Source organism: Paraburkholderia sp. GAS199 (assembly GCF_050436585.1).
Classification (GTDB): domain Bacteria; phylum Pseudomonadota; class Gammaproteobacteria; order Burkholderiales; family Burkholderiaceae; genus Paraburkholderia.
Map to the genome: position 1 here is coordinate 373,689 of NZ_JBNDMM010000008.1, position 23,516 is coordinate 397,204.

The 23,516-nt window shown below is 63.6% G+C and carries 22 protein-coding genes and 2 tRNA genes; 13 read left to right on the forward strand and 11 right to left on the reverse strand.

What is annotated here, in order from left to right:
- Positions 1–35: 35 nt before the first annotated feature.
- The 5 genes from gsiB (at position 36) to P3T18_RS28590 (ending at position 5,466) form a co-directional block, all read left to right on the forward strand.
- A complete protein-coding gene (gene gsiB / locus P3T18_RS28570; protein ID WP_429303304.1) occupies positions 36–1,598 on the forward strand; it encodes a glutathione ABC transporter substrate-binding protein GsiB in 1,563 nt (520 codons plus the stop codon).
- Positions 1,599–1,714: 116 nt separating this feature from the next.
- Positions 1,715–2,635: a glutathione ABC transporter permease GsiC gene (gene gsiC / locus P3T18_RS28575; RefSeq protein ID WP_429303305.1), complete on the forward strand. Its 921-nt coding sequence runs from the start codon at positions 1,715–1,717 to the stop codon at positions 2,633–2,635.
- A gap of 7 nt (positions 2,636–2,642) precedes the next feature.
- Positions 2,643–3,548 carry a glutathione ABC transporter permease GsiD gene (gene gsiD, locus P3T18_RS28580; RefSeq protein ID WP_429303306.1) on the forward strand — a complete coding sequence of 302 codons (906 nt, stop codon included), beginning with the start codon at positions 2,643–2,645 and terminating at the stop codon, positions 3,546–3,548.
- Entirely contained in the window at positions 3,545–4,627 is a 1,083-nt protein-coding gene (locus P3T18_RS28585) for a P1 family peptidase (RefSeq protein ID WP_429303307.1), read from the forward strand. Before gsiD ends, P3T18_RS28585 begins: the two co-directional genes overlap by 4 nt.
- Entirely contained in the window at positions 4,627–5,466 is an 840-nt protein-coding gene (locus P3T18_RS28590) for a M55 family metallopeptidase (RefSeq protein ID WP_429303308.1), read from the forward strand. The genes P3T18_RS28585 and P3T18_RS28590 overlap by 1 nt, the downstream gene beginning before the upstream one ends.
- A 26-nt stretch (positions 5,467–5,492) precedes the next feature.
- On the opposite strand, the gene P3T18_RS28595 is transcribed toward P3T18_RS28590, so the two are convergent.
- On the reverse strand, positions 5,493–6,443 hold the full coding sequence (locus P3T18_RS28595) for an alpha/beta fold hydrolase (protein ID WP_429303422.1): 951 nt from the start codon (positions 6,441–6,443) through the stop codon (positions 5,493–5,495).
- 227 nt (positions 6,444–6,670) lie between these two features.
- Between P3T18_RS28595 and P3T18_RS28600 the strand changes: the two genes are divergently transcribed.
- The gene (locus P3T18_RS28600) at positions 6,671–8,056 is read left to right on the forward strand and encodes an amino acid permease (RefSeq protein WP_429303309.1); all 1,386 of its coding nucleotides are present in this window, start codon (positions 6,671–6,673) and stop codon (positions 8,054–8,056) included.
- Between the two features lie 163 nt (positions 8,057–8,219).
- Positions 8,220–8,474 (forward strand): DUF6900 domain-containing protein, encoded by a 255-nt coding sequence (locus P3T18_RS28605; RefSeq protein WP_429303310.1) that lies wholly within the window; start codon positions 8,220–8,222, stop codon positions 8,472–8,474.
- A 98-nt stretch (positions 8,475–8,572) separates the two neighbouring features.
- Here P3T18_RS28605 and P3T18_RS28610 read toward each other — a convergent pair.
- Positions 8,573–8,657, reverse strand: a tRNA-Leu gene (locus P3T18_RS28610).
- A 130-nt stretch (positions 8,658–8,787) separates the two neighbouring features.
- Positions 8,788–10,173, reverse strand: a complete 1,386-nt coding sequence (gene hemN / locus P3T18_RS28615; RefSeq protein ID WP_429303311.1) for an oxygen-independent coproporphyrinogen III oxidase — start codon at positions 10,171–10,173, stop codon at positions 8,788–8,790.
- Positions 10,174–10,421: 248 nt separating this feature from the next.
- Here hemN and P3T18_RS28620 point away from each other — a divergent pair, with 248 nt between their 5' ends.
- From P3T18_RS28620 to P3T18_RS28630, 3 genes are all read left to right on the forward strand, one after another.
- The gene (locus tag P3T18_RS28620) at positions 10,422–10,745 is read left to right on the forward strand and encodes a YkgJ family cysteine cluster protein (protein ID WP_429303312.1); all 324 of its coding nucleotides are present in this window, start codon (positions 10,422–10,424) and stop codon (positions 10,743–10,745) included.
- Positions 10,746–10,813: 68 nt separating this feature from the next.
- Positions 10,814–11,407: a DUF1439 domain-containing protein gene (locus P3T18_RS28625; RefSeq protein ID WP_429303313.1), complete on the forward strand. Its 594-nt coding sequence runs from the start codon at positions 10,814–10,816 to the stop codon at positions 11,405–11,407.
- Between the two features lie 75 nt (positions 11,408–11,482).
- Positions 11,483–12,319: an undecaprenyl-diphosphate phosphatase gene (locus tag P3T18_RS28630; RefSeq protein ID WP_429303314.1), complete on the forward strand. Its 837-nt coding sequence runs from the start codon at positions 11,483–11,485 to the stop codon at positions 12,317–12,319.
- A gap of 144 nt (positions 12,320–12,463) precedes the next feature.
- Here the strand turns inward: P3T18_RS28630 and trmB are convergent, their stop codons facing one another.
- The 5 genes from trmB to P3T18_RS28655 form a co-directional block, all read right to left on the reverse strand.
- Positions 12,464–13,228 carry a tRNA (guanosine(46)-N7)-methyltransferase TrmB gene (trmB, locus tag P3T18_RS28635; RefSeq protein WP_429303315.1) on the reverse strand — a complete coding sequence of 255 codons (765 nt, stop codon included), beginning with the start codon at positions 13,226–13,228 and terminating at the stop codon, positions 12,464–12,466.
- 252 nt (positions 13,229–13,480) lie between these two features.
- A tRNA-Gly gene (locus P3T18_RS28640) sits at positions 13,481–13,554 on the reverse strand.
- Between the two features lie 75 nt (positions 13,555–13,629).
- Complete coding sequence (locus tag P3T18_RS28645; protein ID WP_429303316.1) at positions 13,630–14,193, reverse strand: YggT family protein; 564 nt, start codon at positions 14,191–14,193, stop codon at positions 13,630–13,632.
- A 195-nt stretch (positions 14,194–14,388) separates the two neighbouring features.
- The gene (locus tag P3T18_RS28650) at positions 14,389–14,709 is read right to left on the reverse strand and encodes an EthD family reductase (protein WP_429303317.1); all 321 of its coding nucleotides are present in this window, start codon (positions 14,707–14,709) and stop codon (positions 14,389–14,391) included.
- A gap of 77 nt (positions 14,710–14,786) precedes the next feature.
- Positions 14,787–15,725 carry a Rossmann-like and DUF2520 domain-containing protein gene (locus P3T18_RS28655; protein ID WP_429303318.1) on the reverse strand — a complete coding sequence of 313 codons (939 nt, stop codon included), beginning with the start codon at positions 15,723–15,725 and terminating at the stop codon, positions 14,787–14,789.
- Between the two features lie 789 nt (positions 15,726–16,514).
- On the opposite strand from P3T18_RS28655, the gene P3T18_RS28660 reads away from it, so the two are divergent.
- Entirely contained in the window at positions 16,515–16,817 is a 303-nt protein-coding gene (locus P3T18_RS28660; RefSeq protein WP_429303319.1) for a hypothetical protein, read from the forward strand.
- 220 nt (positions 16,818–17,037) lie between these two features.
- On the forward strand, positions 17,038–18,003 hold the full coding sequence (locus P3T18_RS28665; protein ID WP_429303320.1) for a threo-3-hydroxy-L-aspartate ammonia-lyase: 966 nt from the start codon (positions 17,038–17,040) through the stop codon (positions 18,001–18,003).
- A 32-nt stretch (positions 18,004–18,035) separates the two neighbouring features.
- On the opposite strand, the gene P3T18_RS28670 is transcribed toward P3T18_RS28665, so the two are convergent.
- Positions 18,036–18,713, reverse strand: a complete 678-nt coding sequence (locus P3T18_RS28670) for a LysE family translocator (protein WP_429303321.1) — start codon at positions 18,711–18,713, stop codon at positions 18,036–18,038.
- Positions 18,714–18,794: 81 nt separating this feature from the next.
- Complete coding sequence (locus P3T18_RS28675) at positions 18,795–20,363, reverse strand: UbiD family decarboxylase (protein ID WP_429303322.1); 1,569 nt, start codon at positions 20,361–20,363, stop codon at positions 18,795–18,797.
- A gap of 605 nt (positions 20,364–20,968) precedes the next feature.
- Here P3T18_RS28675 and P3T18_RS28680 point away from each other — a divergent pair.
- On the forward strand, positions 20,969–22,153 hold the full coding sequence (locus P3T18_RS28680; RefSeq protein WP_429303323.1) for a transglycosylase SLT domain-containing protein: 1,185 nt from the start codon (positions 20,969–20,971) through the stop codon (positions 22,151–22,153).
- A 101-nt stretch (positions 22,154–22,254) separates the two neighbouring features.
- Here P3T18_RS28680 and P3T18_RS28685 read toward each other — a convergent pair whose 3' ends face one another.
- Positions 22,255–23,451, reverse strand: coding sequence for a pyridoxal phosphate-dependent aminotransferase (locus P3T18_RS28685; RefSeq protein WP_429303324.1), 1,197 nt, complete (start codon positions 23,449–23,451; stop codon positions 22,255–22,257).
- Between the last annotated feature and the right edge of the window lie 65 nt (positions 23,452–23,516).

A 23,516-nucleotide genomic window follows, 5' to 3' on the forward strand; every position in this document is an offset into this window, starting at 1 on the left:
AAACCCGTTCACATTCGCAGCCTGGAGCCAACCTCATGAATCTGCTGGTCCCGTCTTCTTCGTTTCGTTTGCGCGCGCTGATCAGCGGCGGCGCGGTGATGTTCGCGATGCTCGCCGGCAACGCGGCGCACGCCGACACCACGGCGGTGATGGCCGTCGCCTCGACCTTCACCACGCTCGATCCGTACGACGCCAACGACACGCTGTCGCAAGCCGTCGCGAAGTCGTTCTATCAAGGTCTGTTCGGTTTCGACAAGGACATGAAGCTCGTCAATGTGCTGGCCGACAGCTACGAAGCGAGCCCGGACGCGAAGGTGTACACGTTCAAACTGCGCCACGGCGTGAAGTTCCAGGACGGCACCGATTTCAACGCCGCGGCCGTGAAAGCGAACTTCGATCGCGTGACCGATCCGGCGAACAAGCTCAAGCGCTACAACATGTTCAACCGCATCGAGAAGACCGAAGTGGTGGACCCGTACACGGTGAAGATCACGCTGAAGGCGCCGTTCTCGGCCTTCGTGAACGTGCTGGCGCATCCGTCGGCGGTGATGATTTCGCCCGACGCGCTGAAGAAGTACGGCAAGGACATCGCGTTCCATCCGGTCGGCACGGGTCCGTTCGAACTGGTGAAGTGGGATCCGGCGGGCGACCTGACGGTGAAGAAGTTCGCCGGCTACTGGAAGAAGGGCTACCCGAAGGTCGACGCAATCGACTGGAAGCCGGTGGTCGACAACAACACGCGCGCCGCGCTGATGCGTACCGGCGAAGCGGACTTCGCCTTCCAGGTGCCGTTCGAACAGGCCGCGCAGTTGCAGTCGAGCCCGAAGGTGGATCTGATCGCGTCGCCGTCGATCATCCAGCGTTATATCAGCCTGAACGTGAATCAGAAGCCGTTCGACAACCCGAAGGTGCGCGAGGCGCTGAACTACGCGGTCAACAAGGATGCGCTGACCAAGGTTGCGTTCGCGGGCTATGCGACGCCGGCCGACGGCGTGGTGCCGCAAGGTGTCGAGTACGCGACGAAGCTCGGCCCGTGGCCGTACGATCCGGCCAAGGCGCGCGCGCTGCTGAAGGAAGCGGGCTATCCGAACGGTTTCGAAACGACGCTGTGGTCGGCCTATAACTACTCGACGGCGCAGAAGGTCATCCAGTTCGTGCAGCAGCAACTCGCGCAGGTCGGCATCAAGGCGCAGGTCGAGGCGCTCGAAGCGGGTCAGCGCGTCGCCAAGGTCGAAAGCGCGCAGGACGCCGCCACCGCGCCGGTGCGCATGTACTACGCGGGCTGGTCGTCGTCGACGGGCGAGGCCGACTGGGCGATCACGCCGCTGCTCGCGTCGGTGTCGTTCCCGCCGAAGATGGTCAACACCGCGTACTACAAGAACGACACGGTGGACGGCGATCTGAAGCAGGCGCTCGAAACCACCGACCGCGCGAAGAAAGCCGAGCTTTACACCGACGCGCAGAAGCGCATCTGGAACGACGCGCCGTGGATCTTCCTCGTCAAGGAAAAGGTGGTGTACGCACGCAGCAAACGTCTGTCGGGTGCCTACGTGGCGCCTGACGGCTCGTTCAATTTCGACGAGATCGCCATCAAGTAAGCCGCGCGCTGCATGGATCGCATGGCTTGTGGGTCGCTGACTCACCCGCAAGCCGGCGATCCCCGTTTCGCCGAGCGCGATCTTTCGTTGCCCGCATCATTGCCGGATTGGGTTTCATGCTGAACTTTCTCGTCAAACGTCTTTTTGGCCTGCTGCCGACGCTCTTCATCGTCGCCGTGCTGGTGTTCCTGTTCGTGCATCTGTTGCCGGGCGATCCCGCGCGGCTCGCCGCCGGCCCCGAAGCCGACGAAGCGACCGTCTCGCTGGTGCGCGCCGACCTCGGACTCGACAAGCCGATGCCGCAGCAATTCGCCAGCTTCTTCGTGAAGATCGCGCACGGCGACTTCGGCATCTCGACACGCAGCAAGCGGCCGGTCGCGCAGGAAATCGGCGAACGTTTCATGCCGACCTTGCTGCTCACGCTGGCCAGTATGGTGTGGGCGGTGGTGCTCGGCATGGGCATCGGCATCGTCTCCGCGGTCTGGCGCAATCGCTGGCCGGATCGTCTCGGCATGACGCTCGCGGTGTCGGGCATTTCGTTTCCCGCCTTCGCGCTCGGCATGCTGCTGATGGAAATTTTCTCGGTGAAGCTCGGCTGGTTGCCGATCGTCGGCGACGGCTCGTGGAAGAGCTACGTGTTGCCCTCGCTCACGCTGGGCGCGGCCGTCGCGGCGGTGATGGCGCGCTTCACGCGTGCGTCGTTCGTCGAGGTGATGAACGAGGACTTCGTGCGTACCGCGCGCGCCAAGGGCGTGCCCGAGCGGCTCGTGATCGTCAAGCATTGCCTGCGCAACGCGATGATTCCCGTCATCACGATGATGGGTCTGCAATTCGGTTTTCTGCTCGGCGGCTCGATCGTGGTCGAAGTGGTGTTCAACTGGCCGGGGCTCGGGCGTCTGCTGGTGGATGCCGTGTCGATGCGCGACTACCCCGTGATTCAGGCCGAAGTGCTGCTGTTCTCGCTCGAATTTATCATCATCAATCTGGTCGTGGACGTGCTGTACGCCGTGATCAACCCGACCATCCGTTTCAAGTGAGGCGCGCATGAGCACGACAGCCACTGGGCCGAACGCGGCCAGTAACGTCAAACCGGAAAGCGCGATCCGCACGCCGTGGAGCGAGTTCTGGCGCAAATTCCGCAAGCAGCACGTGGCGTTGGCCGCGGGCATTTTCGTGCTGCTGCTGATCGCAGTGGCGATCGCCGCGCCCCATATCGTGCCGTACGATCCGGAGAATTTCTTCGACTACGACGCGCTCAATGCAGGGCCATCCGCGGCGCACTGGTTCGGCGTCGATTCACTCGGGCGCGATATTTTCAGCCGCATCCTCGCGGGTTCGCGCATCTCGCTCGAAGCGGGCTTTCTGTCGGTTGCGATCGGCGCGGCCATCGGCACGTTTTTCGGTTTGCTGGCCGGCTATTACGAAGGCTGGTGGGATCGCATCACCATGCGTGTGGCCGACGTGCTGTTCGCGTTCCCCGGCATTCTGCTGGCCATCGGCGTGGTGGCGATTCTCGGCAACGGCATGATCAACGTGATCTGCGCGGTGGCGATCTTCAGCATCCCGGCGTTCGCGCGGCTCGTGCGCGGGAACACGCTCATGCTCAAGCAACTCACGTATGTCGAGGCGGCGCGCAGCATCGGCGCGTCCGACTGGACCATCATCGTGCGGCACATCCTGCCGGGCACGATTTCGTCGGTGGTGGTGTACTTCACCATGCGTATCGGCACCTCGATCATCACGGCCGCCAGCCTGTCGTTTCTCGGCCTCGGCGCACAACCGCCGACGCCCGAGTGGGGCGCGATGCTCAACGAAGCGCGCGCCGACATGGTGACTGCGCCGCACATCGCGCTGTTCCCGAGCCTGGCCATTTTCCTCACGGTGCTGGCCTTCAATCTGCTCGGCGACGGTCTGCGCGACGCGCTCGATCCGAAGCTCGACCGGCCATGAACCCGATCGAATCCGCACGCGCCGGCATGCCGCATATCGGCGTGCTGGCGAGCGGCGCGCGCGGCTCGCTGGCCGATGTCGTCGGTGTGACGGTGGGCCATTGCACGCTGGACGAAGGCGCCGTGCAAACCGGCGTGACGGTGATCCGTCCGCATGACGGCGATCCGTTTCTCGCCAAGGTGCCGGCGGCGGTTTCGGTGATGAACGGCTTCGGCAAAAGCATCGGACTCGTGCAGGTCGAAGAACTCGGCGTGCTCGAAACGCCGCTTGCCCTGACCAACACGTTCGGCGTCGCGGCGCTCGCGCAGGCGCAGATTCGCGCGGCGTTCAAGGCGAATCCGCGCATCGGCCGCGAATGGTCGACCGTGAATCCGCTCGTGTTCGAATGCAACGACGGCTATCTGAACGATATCCAGGCGCTGGCCGTACGCGAAGCTCACTACGATGCGGCGTACGCCGCGGCGAGTGCCGACGTGACGGGCGGTTGCGTCGGCGCGGGGCGCGGCATGTCGTGCTTCGACCTGAAGGGCGGGATCGGCAACGCGTCGCGCGTGGTCGACGTGGCGGGGCAGCGCTATACGGTCGGCGCACTCGTGCTCGCCAATTTCGGACGCTTGCCGATGCTGACCATCGACGGCGCACCGCTTGGCCGCGTGCTCGCCGAGCGGGCGTCGCAGGCTGCCAAGAGCACGGCGAAAGAACCCGAGCAGGGCTCGATCATCATGATCGTCGCGACCGATGCGCCGCTCGACGCGCGCCAGCTCAAGCGCGTTTCCCTGCGTGCGGCGGCCGGCCTTGCGCGAACCGGTTCGGTGTACGGTCACGGCAGCGGCGATATCGCGCTGGCCTTCTCGACCGCCTATACCGTGCCGCACGATTCGGCGTTCGTCCCGCTGCCGCCGCTGCTTGCCGACGCGCAACTCGATCCGCTGTTTCGCGCGTGCGCCGACAGCGTCGAGCAGGCTGTCGTCGATGCCTTGTGGAGCGCCACGTCGCTCACCGGGCGCGACGGTCATCGGCGTGTTTCGCTGCGCGATAGCGCGGCCGATCTTGCTCAACTTCTCAAGCGAACTTCCTGATGAAAGTTTTGATTTCCGCCGACATCGAAGGCGTGGCGGGCGTGTTTCATCCCGAGCAGACGCGTGCGGGCAACGGCGAATACGAAGCCGCGCGTCGCTGGATGACGCTCGAAGCCAACGCCGCGATCGAAGGCGCATTCGCCGGCGGCGCGACGCAGGTGTGGGTCAACGATTCGCACGGCGGCTTTCGCAATCTGCTGCCCGATCTGCTCGACGCACGCGCCGAGGTCGTGCTCGGCAAACCGCGTACGCTCGGCATGATGGCCGGACTCGAATACGGCGCCGCGCTCGTGTTCATGATCGGCTATCACTCGAAAGCGCAAACGCGCGGCGTGCTCGCGCACACCATCAACAGCTTCGCGTTCGCCCGCGTGTCGCTCGACGGCGTGGAAGTAGGGGAAGCGGGTTTGTACGGCGCGCTGGCGGAAGAATATGGCGCACGTGTCGCGCTTTTATCCGGCGACGACGTGTTTGCCGAAGAAACCGCGCCGCGTTTTCCGGAGGCGCGCTTCGTCGTGACGAAATCCGCGACGGGGCACGCAAGCGGCGTCACGCAAACACCCGCTCGCGCGCGCGAAGCCATCGGCGCGGCCGCGCGTGAAGCGGTGCAGTCGCATCTTTCCCGCGGTCTCGCCAGGCAAACCAGCCGCGCCGATGCGCGCGTGAAAGCGGTGACGTGCGAGTTGCGCGTTCAGACCACGGCGCTGGCCGACCTGTTCTGTCAATGGCCGACGCTCACGCGAATCGACGGCGTGACGTTGCGTTTCGACGCGGCGAGCGTGGAGCATGCGGTGCGGATGCTGAACTGCCTGTCGGCGATGTCGTTCATGCTGCGCTAGGCGGCATCCGGCCCGTTACCGTTCGATTACTGCTGACGGCTCAACTCACGCGCCGCGCGATCGATCACGTCCGCGACGGCGCCTGCGTGCGACACCGGCACGAGATGGCTGGCCGCCATCGGCACGACCTTCGCGTTCATCCGGTCGGCCATGAATTTTTCAACCTCGGGCGACACTGCGCGATCGCGCGTGGTCAACACGTACCACGACGGCTTTTCCCGCCACGCCACCTCGCTGACCGTTTCGCTGAACGCCTTGGCGGCAATCGGCGCCTGAGCGGCGGCGAGCACGCGCGTCACGTTTTCGGGCACGTCGGCGGCGAAGTCGGCGTGATAGTGAGCGCGATCGAACCACAGAAAACCGGCGGCGTCCGCACTGATGTTCTCCCCGGCCGGTGCCGGTGCGGCGCGCTTCATCAGATCCATGGTCGACTCATGCAGGTCCGGCGCGATGGCCGCGACATAGACGAGCCCCGCGACGTTCGGCGCGTTCGCGCCCGCCTGCGTGATCACGACGCCGCCCCACGAATGGCCGACCAGCATGGTCGGGCCGTCCTGCTGCGCGAGCACGCGACGGGTGGCGGCCACGTCGTCGGCGAGCGAGGTGAGCGGGTTCTGCACCGAACTCACGTGATAGCCCTTCTTCTGCAGCTTCGCGACCACGCCGTTCCAGCTCGAACCGTCGACGAACGCGCCGTGCACGAGCACGACGTTGCGCACCGGACCCGCCATCGGCGCGGCGGCGGGTTTCGTCATGGGCGGTGTGGGAGCAGGTGTCGGCGCGGCTGCAGCGGGCGCGGCTGACGGTGTAGGGGCCGGCGCCGGCGCAGTCGTTTCGGGTTCGGCCGGTTGCATGCCGGGCATCGAGGCGGGCATCGTCGTTGATTCGGAGCCGGGTGCCGGAGTTTGCGCAAGGGCAGCGGCCCCAGCGAACCAGAGACACACGGTAGCGGCGCAAAGCAGGCGTTTGGGCGACATGTTTTTGGGCGACATGTTGAATCTCCGAAGGCTGAAACCTCGACTACGCGAACATACCGAAGCGGCAAGCGGTGTCAATCACAATCGTCCGCGTTCGGTGCGCTGCGAGACCAACGCGGGTTGGTCCCAGTATTTAGGCAATATCGTCCGGGGTAAAATTTACGGTTCTGCCGGACCGGACCATAAGTCCGATCGGGTGATCGATATCCATACACTGGGGCGCAACGTTGAATAGTGCACAGCATCAAGACGGCCTGAAGCGTGGGCTGAAGAATCGCCATATCCAGTTGATCGCGCTCGGCGGCGCGATCGGCACGGGCCTGTTTCTCGGCTCGGCCAGCGTGCTGCAATCGGCCGGTCCGTCGATGATTCTCGGCTACGCGATCGGCGGCGTGATCGCCTTCATGATCATGCGCCAGCTCGGCGAAATGGTGGCGCAGGAACCGGTCGCGGGTTCGTTCAGCCACTTTGCCTACAAGTACTGGGGCGATTTCCCCGGCTTCCTGTCGGGCTGGAATTACTGGGTGTTGTACGTGCTCGTGAGCATGGCCGAGTTGACCGCCGTCGGCACCTACGTGCATTACTGGTGGCCCGGCGTGCCGACGTGGGTGTCGGCGCTGGTGTGCTTCGCCGTCATCAACGCGATCAACCTCGCCAATGTCAAGGCGTATGGCGAAACCGAATTCTGGTTCGCCATCGTCAAGGTCGTGGCGATCATCGGCATGATCCTGTTCGGCGGATATCTGCTGATCAGCGGCCACGGTGGGCCGCAGGCGTCGATCACGAATCTGTGGGCGAACGGCGGCTTCTTTCCGCACGGTTTCCACGGCCTGTTCATGATGCTCGCCGTCATCATGTTCTCGTTCGGCGGCCTGGAGTTGATCGGCATTACCGCAGCCGAAGCCGACCAGCCGCAAAAGAGCATTCCGAAAGCCGTGAATCAGGTGATCTACCGGATCCTGATTTTTTACATCTGCTCGCTGGCAGTGTTGCTCTCGCTGTATCCGTGGAATCAGGTCGCGGCGGGCGGCAGCCCGTTCGTGATGATCTTCTCGCAGATCGGCTCGACGCTGACCGCGAACGTGTTGAACGTCGTCGTGCTGACGGCCGCGCTGTCGGTCTACAACAGCGGCGTGTACGCGAACAGCCGCATGCTCTACGGTCTGGCGGAGCAGGGCAACGCGCCGCGCGCGCTGATGAAGGTTGACCGGCGCGGCGTGCCCTACATGGCGATCGGTTTATCGGCGCTCGCCACCTTCACGTGCGTGATCATCAACTATCTGATTCCCGCGGAAGCGCTCGGTCTGCTGATGGCGCTGGTGGTGGCCGCGCTGGTGCTGAACTGGGCGCTCATCAGCCTGACGCACCTGAAGTCGCGCAAGGCCATGGAAGCGGCCGGCGAGACGCTCGTGTTCAAGTCGTTCTGGTTTCCGGTCAGCAACTGGATCTGCCTCGCCTTCATGGCGCTGATTCTCGTGATTCTCGCGCTGACGCCGGGTCTTTCGGTGTCGGTGTGGCTGGTGCCGGTATGGCTGGTCCTGATGTGGGCGGGCTATGTGTTCAAGTGCCGGCGTGCGGCGTTGCAGGGCGGCGCGCGAGCGGCAGGGCGGTAAGCGTTCGCTTCGCGTGGAGACGATTCAACCGCGCGGAGAGCGTGGCGCGCTTTGCGGGCGTGCCGCTCCCCCGGCAACTCCGACGTGCGACAGAACGCCACAAACTGCTTAAGCAATTATTGCCTAAGCTGGTAAGTGCAATGTCGCCTTTTTGGAGTTGAAGATGAACACGACCGCGGAACTCGACACACGAGAAGATCTACTGTTGTCGATCGCACAAGACACGCTCGGCATTGCGACGTTCGAACTGAGCGGCAAGCCGAGCGCCGACCTACGCATCGTGCGCGTGGACAGTCTGGCAAGAGCGCTCGAAGCCGCTTACGACGCGGGTCTGATGGTGGGGCATCGAGTGGGCTCGTGCAGTTCGGGACGCGCCGGCTGGCCGCAACGCGGTGCGCCGTCGACGCCGTGCGACTAACGAGGCCAGATAAAACAAAAAAAGCCCCGCGAGCTTGCGCTACGCGGGGCTTTTTCAATTCGATGCGGTAGTTCGATGACGAACGACGGAATTCTTATTGGTGCCCAGGGCCGGAATCGAACCGGCACGCCTTGCGGCGGGGGATTTTGAGTCCCCTGCGTCTACCAATTTCACCACCTGGGCAGATCTCGCGACTCACGCGCCGGATGACGGCGCGAAGCGAAGACGCAGATTATGTCCGAAAAATCGGCGACGGGCAAGCCGGTCGCGTGCCTGGCGACCCGCGTTGCTTGCCTGTCGAATGAAGCGTGCTTCAGACGGTGCGCGAGAAGCGCGTGAGCGTTTGCGTCCCGAGGTAGCGGTCGAACACCATGGCGATGTTGCGCACGAGCATGCGGCCTGCTGTCAGCACTTCGAGTTTGCCGCTCTCGAGCGAGACGAGGCCGTCGCGTTCGTAGTCGCGCAGGCGCTCCAGTTCCGTCGCGAAGGTGTTGACGAAGCGGATGCCATAAGCGGCCTCGAATTCGTCGAAGCGCAGTTCCAGGTTGCACATCAACTGCGTGATGACGTCGCGTCGAAGACGGTCGTCGGCGGTCAGCCGGATGCCGCGCGCGATGGCGAGCTTGCCCGCGTCGATGGCGGCGGCGTAGCCTGGCAGGTCCTTGGCGTTTTGCGCGTAGACGTCGCCCACCTTGCCGATCGACGAAGCGCCAAAACCGATGAGATCGCACTCCGCGCGCGTGCTGTAGCCCTGGAAGTTGCGATGAAGCGTGCGTCTCGCCTGAGCGAGCGCGAGTTCGTCAGTGGGCAGGGCGAAATGGTCCATGCCGATGTAGACGTAACCTGCGCCCGTCAAACGCTCGACCACGCGTTGCAGGATCGCGAGCCGCACGTCGGGCGCGGGCAAGGTGGCTTCGTCCATCTGACGCTGCATCTTGAAGAGCTGCGGCATGTGCGCGTAGGCGAACACCGAGAGGCGGTCGGGCGCGAGTTCGATCATGGTGTCGAGCGTGCGCGTAAAGCTCTCGACGGTTTGATGCGGCAGCCCGTAGATCAGATCGACACCGATCGAATGAAAACCGTTGTCGCGCGCGGCTTGCATGACCGACGCCGTCAAGTCGAGCGGCTGCACGCGATTGATGGCCTGCTGCACGCGCAGATCGAAATCCTGCACGCCGAGACTGAGCCGGTTGAAGCCGAGCCTGCGCAGATGTGCGATGGTGTCGGGCGACGCTTCGCGCGGGTCCACTTCGATCGAATACTCGCTTTCGGCGTCGGGCAGCAGCGTGAAATGCTCGCGCGTCGCGGCCATCAGTTCGGCCATTTCGTCGTGCGATAAAAAGGTGGGCGTTCCGCCACCCCAATGCAATTGCGACACGGGCCGGCGCGTGTCGAAATGCTCAGCCTGCAGCGCCATTTCGCGCTTCAGTCGGTCGACGTAGGGCCGGGCATGCGCGCGGTTTTTCGTCGCGACTTTATTGCAGCCGCAGTAGAAGCAGACGGTGTCGCAGAACGGGATGTGGAAGTACAGCGAGAGGTCGGTGGCGCTCGCGCCGGGGTCGGCGGCGGCACGCAGGTAGTCGGCGGGGTCGAACGTGTCGCTGAACTGCAGGGCGGTTGGGTACGACGTATACCTTGGACCGTTTGCGCCGTATCTGGCGAGCAGGTCTGGACGGAACAGCGTGCTGGCGGTGGACATGTGAGCCTCGCATTGACGGCCACCGAGCACGTTACGCAGATGGCGCGGGCTGACGCCCGTTCGATTCACCGGACCGCATGGCGCGCACGCTTTTGCAGAAGCGAAAGTGGCCTTATGTATGCGTCGAGTTTAAGTGAGCGGGCACGCCCGGCATTGTGTAAAAAGGTCGCACGGAATGCAGTGGCACAATGCGTGTCTGATGGTGGGATGTCGTGAGTTGTCGTGAGTCTGGATTCAGGAAAATTGTCGTGAAAGATGTGTCGAACAGCGCTGCGAAGCGCGAGTCTCCGTTCAACGTGAGCGGTCATGCATGCCGTCCGGATTGCGGCGCGTGTTGTATCGCGCCGTCGATTTCGAGTCCCATTCCGGGCATGCCGCATGGCAAGCCGGCGGGCGTGCGCTGCGTGCAACTCGGCGACGATCTGCGTTGCGCGATCTTCGGCCTTCCCGAGCGGCCCGCATGCTGTTCCGGTCTGCAGCCGCAAGCGGACATGTGCGGCGAAAATCGCGATGAAGCGCTGGCCTGGCTCACGCAACTCGAGACGCTCACCCAACCGGCGGCGCGCGTCTGAGCCGTCGCGGCGACGCCCCCGCGCACACTCACGCGTATTTACCGAAATCGCTTCCACAGGAGATTTGCATGATTCGTTCCGCTGCGCCGGCCCGGCGCCGCTTTCTGGCCGCGGCGCTCGCGGGCTGCGCCGCGCTGGGCGTCACGGTTTCGCTGAGCGCCTGTGCCACTGCGACGTTCCCGTTCATCCCGTCGCACTACACGTTCTCGCAGCAGCAGGTGCAGGAAGCGGTACAGCGCAAATTCCCGTATCAGCGCACGGTGTCGCAGGTGTTCGACGTGGCGTTGACCAATCCGGTAGTCGGCTTCCTGCCGGACGCCAATCGCGTGTCCGTCAAGCTGGACGCACGCCTTGCCAGCCCGTTCATGCCGCAACCTGTCGATGGCGTGTTCACGCTGTCGAGCGAACTGGCCTACGACGCGGCCAGCAAATCAGTCGTGCTGAAATCGCCGAATGTCGAGAATGTGAGCGTGACCGGGCAGGCGCAGGCCTATACCCAGCAGATCAATGCGGCCGCCGCGCTGCTCGCCACCCAGCTACTGACCAACTATCCGATTTACACGTTCAAGCCCGAACAGCTGCAATTTGCCGGTGTGAGTTATGAACCCGGTACAATCACTATCCTTACAAACGGCATACGCGTGCAAATCGTCGAAAAATGACGTGGCGCGCGGCCGCGGGGCCGCGCGTTTCCGTGCGAACCCCGCGTCTGCTATCAACAGCGATGAGGGGCACGGATGGACTGGCTATTGGCTTGCAAGGCGCTCATTCTGGGCGTTGTCGAAGGGTTGACGGAGTTTTTGCCGGTGTCGAGTACGGGGCATCTGATCGTCGCCGGCAGCCTGTTGAATTTCGATGACGAGCACGCAAAGACGTTCGATGTCGTGATCCAGCTGGGCGCGATTCTCGCCGTCTGCTGGGAATTCCGCCGGCGCATCGGCAGCGTGGTGTCGGGTTTGCCGAGCCGTCCCGACGCGCGCCGCTTCACGCTCAATGTGATCATCGCGACCATTCCGGCGATCGTGCTCGGTCTGCTGTTCGAAAAGGCCATCAAGGCCGCGCTGTTTTCGCCTGTGCCCGTGGCGTTTGCGCTGGTGGCCGGCGGCGTGGTGATCTTGTGGGCCGAGGCGCGCCAGCGCTCGCGCGGCAGTGTGCCGCCCCGTGTCCAGCACGTCGATGACCTGAGCCCGCTCGACGCGCTCAAGGTCGGCCTCGCGCAATGCTTCGCGCTGATTCCGGGCATGTCGCGTTCGGGCTCGACCATTATCGGCGGCATGCTGTTCGGCCTCGACCGGCGCGTTGCCACCGAATTTTCCTTCTTCCTCGCCATTCCGATCATTTTCGGCGCGACCGCGTACGAGCTTTACAAGGACTGGCATTCCCTGTCCGTCGACGCGCTCGGCACGTTCACGCTTGGCTTCATCGCGGCATTCGTGAGCGCGTTTGCCTGCGTGCGCTGGCTGTTGCGCTACATCGCCGCGCACGATTTCACGGCGTTCGCGTGGTATCGCATCGGCTTCGGTTTGCTGATCCTGCTGGTGGGCTACAGCGGCGCGCTGAGCTGGGCTGACTAAGTTCGCCAACTGAGATCGCTGACTTAGCTCGCTCATAAAACGCTTCGCCAAGAAAAAAGGTCCACGCATTGCATTGCGTGGACCTTTTTCATTTGGGTGCAAGCACCCGGCCGCCTTCTTGAACCGGGCGAGCCGTCCAAGGGCTTATTCGCCGACGCGCTTCCTGAACACTAGATCCCACACGCCGTGCCCGAGCCGCAGGCCGCGGCGTTCGAACTTCGTCACCGGGCGATACTCCGGACGCGGCGCGTAGCCTTCGGCTGTGTTGTCGAGTGCAGGGTCGGCGCTCAAAACTTCGAGCATTTGCTCGGCGTAGTTCTGCCAGTCGGTGGCGAGATGCAGATACGCGCCCGGCTTCAGACGCGACACCAGCAGCGCGACGAACTTCGGCTGGATCAGGCGGCGCTTGTGATGCCGTGCCTTGTGCCACGGATCGGGAAAGAAGATGTGCACGCCGTCGAGACTATCTGCCGCGATCATCTGTTCGAGCACTTCGACGGCGTCGTGTTGAATGATGCGGATGTTCGACAGATTCTGCTCGCCCATCAGCTTCAGCAACGCGCCGACGCCGGGTTCATGCACCTCGACGCCGAGAAAGTCGTCGTCGGGACGATGCGCAGCGATCTCCGCCGTGGTCGCGCCCATGCCGAAGCCGATTTCCAGCACGCGCGGCGCCTCGCGGCCGAACACATTGTTCCAGTCGGGCTGTTCCGGCGCGTACGACACGACGAAGCGCGGACCGAGTTCGTCCATGGCACGGCGTTGACCGGTCGAGACGCGGCCCGCGCGCGTGACGAAACTGCGAATGCGGCGGCGATGCAGCGCTTCGTCCACGGGTGGGTCTTGTGCTTCGTTCGAGTCGGGCGGAAGCGAGTCCGGCGCGGCGGTGTCGTTTGGATCGTGAATCATATCGATACTGCTTTTCAAGGATGAAGCCATCGCAACACGGATAGCGCGTTGGCAGGCGAGTCTGCGGTCATGGCGGCGTGAGACGGCGCTTGCGCGATGTGTTCACGCAGTTGCGCGCAGGGACCCAATGACATGCGCACGGCGTCAGTCGAGCCGGCGCCGGCCGTCATGCGCATTGTGCCGCAGCGGGCCGCCGCCATTACAAAAAAGCCGCCTTCTTGGAGGCGGCTCGTGCTGAGTTCGGAAAGAATCTGGAGCGGGCGATGGGAATCGAACCCACGGCTCTAGCTTGGGAAGCTAGGGTATTACCATTATACGACGCCCGCAGAGCGCCCGATTTTACTCGGGAACCGGTGCTTAGCGCAAATCGCGCCGGCTCACCGGTCCCTTCCCGATGACGTTCAGATCACGAAGTAGGTGAGTTGAACGGCCGCACGCGTGACGACCATCAGCAACACCTGGACGATCACAAACAGAAGGATCGGCGACAGATCGATCCCGCCGAGTTGCGGCACCACGCGACGCAGCGGATTCAGAAACGGCGCGGTCAACTGATACAGGATCGGCATGGCCGGCGAGCGCGGATTGAGCCACGACAGCAGCGCCATCAGGATCGTCATCCAGATGATCAGATTCAGCGCCCATTTGATGAGCGTAAGCACCGCCACGATCACAAGCGTGGGTACGAGCGTGAGCGGATCGGCGCCGGTCAGCACCACCATCAGCACCACATAAACCAGAGCGGCGAGCAGGGCGGCGACGAGACTCGCCCAGTCGATGCTGCGCGTGCTCGGCAGGATGCGCCTCAACGGCAGCACGATCCAGTTGGTGGCCTGCAGCACGGCGTTGGTGACGGGGTTGTACGGCGGCATGCGCACGACCTGGAGCCAGGCACGCAGAAGCAATGCCGCGCCGAACAGCGTAAAGACGGTATTGAGCAGAAAACGGGCGATATCGCCAAACATCTCGTGTCCTTATCCTTCGGATGGCGGCCTTCGATTGGCCGCAGGATGCCGGTGCTGACCGAATGGTGCGCCGGCGGTTTCATTTGGATTGCCTGCGCCCGTCCCGCGATCGGGCGCATTACGTCACACGACTCACGAGCGGCAGAGCGGCACGACAGGCACGTTATGCCCTGGCCGATCCGCGCGCCGCGCGAATCAATGCGAGACCTTGATCTCGCTGATCAGAATCGAGCCGTTGCCGCCGTCGGTGTAGTTGGGAATGTCGGCGACCAGTTGTTCCGACGCCAGCTTGAAGACTTTATAGAAATCTTCCGTGCTGTCGAACAGGAAGTGGCCGGCCGCGACATAAGGCGGCGGCGTTCCGGGCGGCCCCGCATTGATGCCGACGTCCACCGACCAGCCTTTGAGCGACGGCCCGAACAGCTTCGCTGCAAGCGGCATGTGAGTGACGCAGTAATAGTCCACGTCGAAGTGGCCGTTTTCCCGATACGGATAAAGGATGCTGACCTTGATCATTGTGCGTTCTCGTCTGTTGGTCCCGAAGCGCGTCGCTGGCGGATTGCGCGCAGCGCCGGACGTCACATTATCACGGCTTACTTGACGCTTGCACCTGCTGCCGCCTGATTCAGCGAACGGTCGAGCGAATCTTCGACGGCCGCCGCGATCGCGTCGATGGCGGCGGGCGGCGTTACCCGTCGCTCGGCCAGCTCGACGGCGCGTCGCGTGAGCAATCCGTACAGCGCCGCGTGATCGCCGCCGAGGCCTTCCAGCAGCGCCAGCTGCTTCTGCACGACGCCCGTATCGCCGCGCGACACCGGGCCGGCAAGCGCATTCGGCAGGCCTTTGTCGCGGGCGGTTTCGATGGTGCCGGCGAGCATCGGCAGCAGCGCGCGCAAGGCGTCGTCTTCGGCGAAACCGAGCGTGCGCCACAGCGCCACGCATTCCGCGAGGCTGCACAGCGCAAAACTCGCCGCGTAGTGCGCGGCGGCGTGATAGAGCATGCGGCCGCCCGGCGGAATCGACAAAGGGTGGCAGCGCAGGGCGAGCGTGAGCGCCGTCAGTGTCTCCTTGAGCGCGCCGTCGGCCTCGATCGTGACCGAGCAGCCGGCGATCCGCTCGCTGTCTGCGGGATCGCCGCTAAACAGGTAGAGTGGATGAAAACCTCCGATTGCCGCGCCCTGGCTTCGCGCCGGCGCCAGCAATTCGACCGGCGAGGCGCCGCTGCAGTGCACGAGCGCCTTGCCGTGCGGGACGCCCGCCGCGTCCGGGGCAAAGCGCAGTGTGTGCGCTGTCGTACCGATGATGTCGTCGGGAACGGCTAAAAAGAGGACATCGGCGGCGTCGACGGCCTGTTGGGGATCGTCGAATGCCGTGCAGTGCTCGATTTGACTCGCAACCCGGCTGGCCGAGGTTGCCGTGCGGCTTGCCACCGCCGTCACCGGATAGCCGGCACGGGAGAAGCTCAGCGCCAGACAGCGCGCGAGCCGCCCCGCGCCGATGAAACCGATACGCGGAAGAGAGGGCTGGGACATGGTGACCTGCTCCAGACGGGACATTTGACGGAAAGCTGAAGTATCGCGCATCCGCTGCGCCATTGGCGCGGCCTCGCGACCGCTTTCATCGGAACAGTTTTCGCGCGATATGGCGCGCTTCGCCGGTTATCCGGAAACGCGCGCCCCGCAGGCTCAAAAACTGCTCAGAATTTCTCCATGAGCCGGTTTGGCAGTTGCCGTTCTGGGTTTTTGTCTCGCAGTCAGATTCGGGAGGTTACGATGAATATTTTTTCTTACCGAAAGCACTTGCGGTTCCTTACTCACTCGCAGCGCCGTCGCTGGTGGGATCAGAAAAAACGTCTGACGCCACGCGTACGTATTAGTGGCGCCTACGTTCCGCCCAATGTTTCGAGGGAATTCGCCTACGTTAAAGTCGGCTGAGAAAATTGCGCTTTCACGAAATGCCCGGTGCCCGCGCACCGGGCATTTTTTATTTGCGTTTCCGTCGTTTCGATTCAGGTACTTGTTGCCGCCTGTCAGCAATGAAGCGAATTTGTAATGAAAGATTACTGATAAACCGCCGCTTAAGCGCTTACCCGTCAACTGGCCCGAATGCGCCGTCGCACGGACCTCTGCGAACCCTTAATTATCAGCCGCTTGCGGCGCGCGAGGCAGTCGTGGCGCGGCTGGCGGCGTTGCGGCTCATTCTCGACAATTGCAATTTGCAACAAATGCAGACAGCGTTACGCGGTCTTTTTCGATACATTTAATTCAGAGCATGCAAGTCATGCGAAGTCGGCGGCCTTAGTGGTCGCTCTGGAGAATAAAGTGAAAAAGATCGTTCCGTTCGTTGTTGCCGCTGCACTCGGTGTCGGATTCGCAACCGCTGCTGAAGCTCACGTTTCGGTAGGTATCGGCATCGGGGTGCCAATTGCGCCGGCTTATCCGGTTTATGCCGCGCCGCCGCCGGTTTATTACGCGCCGCCGCCGCCTCCGGTCGTCTATGCGCCGCCGCCCGCAGTCGTAGTGGGTGGCTATTACGGCGGCTATGGCCATCCTTATTATCATCACGGCTATTACGGCCGCGGTTACTACGGTCACGGTTACGGCCATGGCTACTATCGTCGCTGAACGCGGCGGACCGCTTAAGTAATTTCGTCTGAAGTTGTTCGACGGCGCAGCCGGCTCCAGCCTGCTGCGCCGTTTTGCATTTGAGGCTTTACCGGCTCCGGGATATTGATCTCGTGCCCATGTCGACACAACCGTCGACGCAAGCGCGGCCATACCAAACGACGCACGAAGCTGGGAGAATGGTGGCTTCCCTTGCCACCGCTTCCGGAGAATTTCGTCGATGCACGCGCTGCCCGCTCCCACTTTCGATGACGTACTCGACGCCGCCGCGCGTCTTGAAGGCGTCGCACACCGCACGCCCGTTCTTACTTCGAGCACGTTCGACGAACGCACGGGTGCGTCGGTCTTCTTCAAGTGCGAAAACTTTCAGCGGATGGGCGCGTTCAAGTTTCGTGGCGCCTATAACGCGATCTCGCACTTCGACGCGGAGCAACGCAAGGCCGGCGTGCTGACTTTTTCGTCGGGTAATCATGCGCAGGCAATCGCGCTGTCGGCGCGTCTCGCGGGAATCCACGCAACGATCATCATGCCGCACGACGCACCGGCCGCCAAAGTGGCTGCCACCAAGGGCTACGGCGGCGAAGTCATTACGTACGACCGCTACAAAGAGAACCGCGAAGAGATCGGCCGGCGTCTCGCGGAAGAGCGCGGCATGACGCTGATCCCGCCGTACGATCATCCGCATGTGATCGCCGGGCAGGGCACGGCCGTCAAGGAGTTGATCGAGGAAACCGGACCGCTCGACATGCTGTTCGTATGCCTCGGCGGCGGCGGTCTGATTGGCGGCAGCGCGTTGTCCGCGGCGGCGTTGAGCCCGGACTGCACCGTGATCGGCATCGAGCCGGAAGCGGGCAACGACGGCCAGCAATCGCTCGCGCGCGGCGAGATCGTGCATATCGACACACCGCGCACCATTGCAGACGGCGCAGCTTCGACGCATCTCGGCGACTACACGTTCGCCATCATCCAGAAACGGGTGGCGCAAATCGAAACGGTCAGCGACCAGCAGTTGATCGAGACGATGCGCTTTTTCGCGCAGCGCATGAAGATCGTGGTCGAACCGACCGGCTGTCTCGCCGCGGCCGCCGTGATGAACGGCATCGTGCCGGTGACGGGCAAGCGCGTGGGTGTGGTGGTGAGCGGCGGCAACGTCGATCTGGCCAAACTCGCGCAATACCTCGCCTGAGTGGGCGAGCCGGCCGCCGAATGCGGCCAGAGTTAGCTCACCGCGTGCGCCGTCTGCACGATCAGATCGCGATAACCGTTGACGATCACGCTGTACGAAAAATACGCGAACAGCAACGCCGAGAGCACGTGGCAAGCGCGCAGCAAACCGTTGCCCGCGCGCTTGCGGCCGTGACTGCCGAGACCGCAGATGAAGACGGTCCAGCACAGGCCGCCGAGGAAGAATCCGCCGAGGAACACCGGCGCGGTCGTCACGCTGGTGGCGCCGGCTTTCGCGATCAGCGCGCCGCCCACGGCCGCGAACCACAGGATCGCCGACGGTGACGACACCGCGAGCAGCACGCCGCGCAGAAAGCCGCGCCACGCCGACAGATGCGGCGTTTTGCTGTCCGCCGCGCCGCTCACCGGTGGCGCCGACGCCGGAAACAGCGCTTCGCGCGCCATCTTCCAGGTCAGAAAAAGCAGAACCGCCGCACCGCCGATCCACACGACCCAGCGCACCGACTCGAACTGCAGCAGCGCGGTCATGCCCGCCAGCGCGAGCGCCGCGTAGATCAGGTCGCCGATGCACGAACCAAGACCGAGCCAGAAGCCCGGTTTGAAGCCATGCGACAAGGTCAGCGAAATGATGGCGACGTTGACGAGTCCGATGTCGAGGCACAACGACAACGACAGAAAGAAACCATCCGACATCATTGAAAAGGCATGCATCCGCGCGACTGCTCCAGCTCTATTCTGTTTCTGATCGATTCGAACGCGTGACGCCCGAGAACTTCGTGTTTATAGGTACGCTTAAAGTCCCAACTCGCCCCACAAGGTATCGACGCGCCGCTTGACCGCTTCGTCCATGACGATAGGGCGGCCCCATTCGCGGTCGGTTTCGCCCGGCCATTTGTTGGTTGCGTCGAGGCCCATCTTCGAGCCGAGTCCCGCGACCGGCGAGGCGAAATCCAGGTAGTCGATCGGCGTGCGATCGACCAGCACCGTGTCGCGCACCGGGTCGATGCGGGTGGTGATTGCCCAGATCACCTCTTTCCAGTCGCGGATGTTCACGTCTTCGTCCACCACGACGATGAACTTGGTGTACATGAACTGGCGCAGGAAGCTCCACACGCCGAACATCACGCGTTTGGCGTGACCGGGGTAGCTCTTCTTCATCTGCACGATCGCCATCCGGTAGCTGCAACCTTCGGGCGGCAGATAAAAATCCGTGATTTCGGTGAACTGCTTCTGCAACAGCGGCACGAACACTTCGTTCAGCGCGACGCCGAGCACGGCGGGTTCGTCGGGCGGTTTGCCGGTGTAGGTGGAGTGGTAGATCGCGTCGCGCCGCATGGTGATCCGCTCGACGGTGAAAACGGGAAACCACTCCTGCTCGTTGTAGTAGCCGGTGTGGTCGCCGTACGGACCTTCGAGCGCATGTTCGTAGGCGGCCGAGGCGCCTTTCGACGGACGCGGCGGCGCGCCCGCCGGGGCGGGCGAGGGCGTGCCTTCCTGCGGATAGATGAAGCCTTCGAGCACGATCTCGGCGCGCGCAGGCACCTGCAAGCCGTCGACGCCGGGGGTAATGCACTTCGCCAGTTCCGTGCGGGCGCCGCGCAGAAGGCCCGCGAACTGATATTCGGACAAGGTATCCGGGACCGGTGTGACCGCGCCCAGGATGGTTGCCGGATCGGCGCCCAGCACGACGGCGACCGGATACGGCTTGCCCGGATTCTGCAGCGCGAACTCGCGAAAATCGAGCGCGCCGCCGCGATGCGCGAGCCAGCGCATGATGAGTTTGTTACGGCCGATTAGCTGCTGGCGATATATGCCTAAATTTTGTCGGCTCTTATTTGGGCCTTTTGTGACGGTCAGGCCCCATGTAATCAGCGGCCCTGCGTCGCCCGGCCAGCAGGTCTGAATCGGCAACTTGCCGAGGTCGACATCCTGGCCTTCCCAGACGATCTCCTGGCATGGCGGCGCGCTCACCGTTTTCGGCGCCATGTCCCACACTGCCTTCGCCAGCGTGAGCAGTTTTCCCGCGTCGCGCAGACCCTTGGGCGGCTCCGGTTCCTTCAGCGCGGAAAGCAGACGGCCCACGTCGCGCAAGGACTCCAGCGCGGCCGCGTCGCCTGCGCCGGGCTCGGCATCGATGCCCATGCCCAGCGCGACACGGCGGGGCGTCCCGAACAGATTGCCGAGCACCGGGAACGCATGCTGTGCCTTGCTCTCAAACAGTAACGCCGGCCCGCCGGCACGCAGAACGCGATCGCACAGTTCGGTCATTTCCAAGACGGGCGAGACGCTCTGCGGGATGCGGCGCAGTTCACCGATCGACTCGAGACGGCCGACGAAATCACGCAGGTCTTTGTATTTCATCTGGTGCGGTTCAAGGCCGCGCAAGCGGCAAAAAAGGGCGGCGCGCGACTGGATGATGGCGCCAAAAAGATTGTCGATTTTACCTGTGTTGGCTGGCGCACGTGGATTGGCCAAACGGCTTATCCCGATAGACCTAATTGAGATAGCTCAAAAGGCGCGCGGCACGCGGTTCTGGACGGACTGAACACTGTTCATTATTACAATTAGTTATACATTTGCCCATCTATAGTGTTGACGATCTATAAAACCCTGCATAGAATCCGTCCACATTGGTTGCAGGGCGTGAACCTTTTTACCACTGCCCCCGGTCCCACTCGACGCAACGCGTCACCGTTTGCCGACTCCCTGCACGGTATCTGACGGTCTTACTGAAGTCCTCGCCAGCGTTTTCTGACGCTGGTTTTTCGCGTGGGAGCTTCCGCCCGCCCGCAATTTGCGTGCCGCGGACCATTTTTTTGATGGCTCCCCACAGACGGTATTTGCCGTTTTCCCGACGTCGCTGCTGCCCTAACCAGACAGAGCACGCGATGTCTTGACTCTGCGAACAAGTGTTTGCGCCTGCTCTACCGGCGATGTTCGCGGATCATGCAACATGGGAGATCTGAATGAACGCCTGGTTATCGTGGCGTCCCGATGAACGTATTGCGCAGATCGTGCGTGGTGCGTTGCGTCGCGGGACGCGAATGAGTCATCACCTGTTCAGCATTGTCGGCGGTTTCGCTGTCGTGCTGGCACTCGCACTGTGGCTGATGCCGGCCTGGCGCGGCACTCTCGCCGCCAAGCTGATGCCGGTCATTTCGGCCGCCGTGCAAGCCGGACCCGCCCGTCTCCTCCAGGGCAACCCGCTGCCGGCCTTCGGTCCGCCCAGCGGCGCACCCGCCGACGACTCGCTGTCGGCGAACTCGATCAACAACGACGCCGCCAGCGGCGCGAACAGCGGCAACACCAGCGTCACCGTCAGCAATACCAGCTACGACGGCGCATTCGACGGCTCCGGCTCTGCCGGAATGGGCGTAGCGGCGCTGAACGGCCTCGATCCGCGCACCATGCAGAGCGTCACGGCGCTCGCGCGCCTGATCCCGGCGCAACGCGTGTCTGCCGACGCGCGCGACGACCGCGTGCTGGTTTCGACCCGCGAGCAGGATCTCGTGGCGTCCTATCTGGCGCGGCGTTATCGCGTGGCTCAGGAGCCCGTCAGCGAGCTCGTAAAGGCGGCGTTCGACACCGGCCGTGAAGTCGGCCTCGACCCGCTGCTGCTGCTGTCCGTGATGGCTATCGAATCCGGCTTCAACCCGTACGCCGAGAGCGGTGTGGGCGCGCAGGGTCTGATGCAGGTCATGTCCAAGGTGCACTCGGACAAGTTCCAGTATTTCGGTGGACAGAGCGCGGCGCTCGAACCGGTCGCCAACATCAAGGTGGGCGCGCTGGTGCTCAAGGATTGCATCGCACGCGGCGGCTCGCTGCCGGGTGGTTTGCGTCTGTACGTCGGCTCGACCTCGCCTGACGACGGCGGCTACGGCGCCAAGGTCATGGCCGAGCGTGGCCGTTTGCGCGACGTGGCGCGTGGCCGCAAGGTGCCGATCAACGCGCCGCAGGCGCCGGTGCTGACGGCCTCGAACACGGCTACGCCGGCAGCGGCTTCGGGCAACGGCAAGCGTGTGCAGATGACGCTCGACGGCGGCCATCCGCTGAGTTCCGCCACGCCGGTGAAGACGCCGGTCTCGGAGCAAGACGACGCCAGCGCCAATGCGACGAAACACGTCGCTTCGGCTTCGGAACTGGGCGCCTGAGCGTGTAACGCGAAATCGGTCGCCAAACAAAAAGGACACCCACTGGGTGTCCTTTTTTCATTTCCGCGGAGACTTTGTCTGGAGTCGCGCGCCGTGGCGGCTCAGGGCCGGCCGAACAGCCTGGCCAACCGCTCGACCGCCTCTTCGAGCTTCGGATAGGCGGTTGCGTAAGACAGGCGGATGTACTCCCGCGGTGCGCTCGTGCCGAAGTCCATGCCCGGCACCAGCACCACGCCTGCGTCGTGCAGCATCGCCTTCGTCAACGCGGCGCTGTCGCCGGCCGCCGGGTGCGCGACGGTCGTGCAGTCTGCGTACACGTAGAACGCGCCGTCGGGCATCACCGGTACGGAGAAACCAAGCGACTCGAGCGCCGGTGCGATGAAGTCGCGGCGACGCTTGAATTCGAGGCGCCGCGCTTCGTAGATGGCGATCGTTTCCGGCTCGAAGCACGCCAGCGCGGCGTGTTGCGCCAGCGCCGACGCGCAGATGAACAGGTTCTGCGCGAGTTTTTCGAACGCGCCGACCATGCCGGGCGGCACGACCAGCCAGCCGAGCCGCCAGCCGGTCATGTTGAAGTATTTGGAGAAGCTGTTGACCGTGATGACGTCGTCGCCGAAGGAGAGCGCCGAAACGGGCTTCGCGTCGTAGCTCAAGCCCTGGTAAATCTCGTCGACGATCGTGAAGCCGCCGCGCGCGCGGACGGCCTTGACGATGCGTTCGAGTTCCGCCGGCTCGATCGACGTGCCGGTCGGGTTCGACGGCGACGCCAGCAGCACGCCGCGCGTGCGCTCGGTCCACAAACGTTCGACGTCCGCGGCGGTCAACTGGAAGCGTTCGGCCGGTCCGCTCGGCACCATGACGGGCTTGCCTTCGGCGGCAATCACGAAGTGGCGGTTGCACGGATAGCACGGGTCGGGCATCAGCACTTCGTCGTCGCGGTCGACGAGCGCGGCGCACGCCAGCAGCAGGGCAGCGGAAGCGCCCGCGGTCACGACGATACGCGCCGGATCGACCTCGACGTTGTAGACCTCGGCGTAGTGCGCCGAAATCGCCTCGCGCAGCGCATGCAAACCGAGTGCGTTGGTGTATTGCGTCACGCCGCGGCGCAGTGCGCTGGCGGCAGCCTCGATGACAGGCTCGGGCGCGGTGAAATCGGGTTCGCCGATTCCCATATGAATGATGTCGCGCCCCTCGCGTTCGAGAAGCGCCGCTTCCTTGGCCAGCTCCATCACGTAGAACGGCTGGATGGCGTCGACGCGGGCAGCAAGCCGCACCAAAGGTTCGGTCACGGAGTTCATGCGGTCAAATCCAGTTCAGAAGCGACATACAGAAAGCGAAGAGCAGAACGACGAGCCGGCAACCG

What these genes read in the sequence shown, in the direction of transcription:
- P3T18_RS28595 (WP_429303422.1), bottom strand. Translation starts at nt 6,443, where the DNA reads ATGTCGCCCAAACGCCTGCTTTGCGCCGCTACCGTGTGTCTCTGGTTC.
- P3T18_RS28585 (WP_429303307.1), top strand. Translation starts at nt 3,545, where the DNA reads ATGAACCCGATCGAATCCGCACGCGCCGGCATGCCGCATATCGGCGTG.
- gsiD (WP_429303306.1), top strand. Translation starts at nt 2,643, where the DNA reads ATGAGCACGACAGCCACTGGGCCGAACGCGGCCAGTAACGTCAAACCG.
- P3T18_RS28630 (WP_429303314.1), top strand. Translation starts at nt 11,483, where the DNA reads ATGGACTGGCTATTGGCTTGCAAGGCGCTCATTCTGGGCGTTGTCGAA.
- P3T18_RS28590 (WP_429303308.1), top strand. Translation starts at nt 4,627, where the DNA reads ATGAAAGTTTTGATTTCCGCCGACATCGAAGGCGTGGCGGGCGTGTTT.
- hemN (WP_429303311.1), bottom strand. Translation starts at nt 10,173, where the DNA reads ATGTCCACCGCCAGCACGCTGTTCCGTCCAGACCTGCTCGCCAGATAC.
- P3T18_RS28670 (WP_429303321.1), bottom strand. Translation starts at nt 18,713, where the DNA reads ATGCATGCCTTTTCAATGATGTCGGATGGTTTCTTTCTGTCGTTGTCG.
- P3T18_RS28665 (WP_429303320.1), top strand. Translation starts at nt 17,038, where the DNA reads ATGCACGCGCTGCCCGCTCCCACTTTCGATGACGTACTCGACGCCGCC.
- trmB (WP_429303315.1), bottom strand. Translation starts at nt 13,228, where the DNA reads ATGATTCACGATCCAAACGACACCGCCGCGCCGGACTCGCTTCCGCCC.
- P3T18_RS28655 (WP_429303318.1), bottom strand. Translation starts at nt 15,725, where the DNA reads ATGTCCCAGCCCTCTCTTCCGCGTATCGGTTTCATCGGCGCGGGGCGG.
- gsiB (WP_429303304.1), top strand. Translation starts at nt 36, where the DNA reads ATGAATCTGCTGGTCCCGTCTTCTTCGTTTCGTTTGCGCGCGCTGATC.
- P3T18_RS28605 (WP_429303310.1), top strand. Translation starts at nt 8,220, where the DNA reads ATGAACACGACCGCGGAACTCGACACACGAGAAGATCTACTGTTGTCG.
- P3T18_RS28675 (WP_429303322.1), bottom strand. Translation starts at nt 20,363, where the DNA reads ATGAAATACAAAGACCTGCGTGATTTCGTCGGCCGTCTCGAGTCGATC.
- P3T18_RS28680 (WP_429303323.1), top strand. Translation starts at nt 20,969, where the DNA reads ATGAACGCCTGGTTATCGTGGCGTCCCGATGAACGTATTGCGCAGATC.
- P3T18_RS28645 (WP_429303316.1), bottom strand. Translation starts at nt 14,193, where the DNA reads ATGTTTGGCGATATCGCCCGTTTTCTGCTCAATACCGTCTTTACGCTG.
- P3T18_RS28685 (WP_429303324.1), bottom strand. Translation starts at nt 23,451, where the DNA reads ATGAACTCCGTGACCGAACCTTTGGTGCGGCTTGCTGCCCGCGTCGAC.
- P3T18_RS28650 (WP_429303317.1), bottom strand. Translation starts at nt 14,709, where the DNA reads ATGATCAAGGTCAGCATCCTTTATCCGTATCGGGAAAACGGCCACTTC.
- gsiC (WP_429303305.1), top strand. Translation starts at nt 1,715, where the DNA reads ATGCTGAACTTTCTCGTCAAACGTCTTTTTGGCCTGCTGCCGACGCTC.
- P3T18_RS28625 (WP_429303313.1), top strand. Translation starts at nt 10,814, where the DNA reads ATGATTCGTTCCGCTGCGCCGGCCCGGCGCCGCTTTCTGGCCGCGGCG.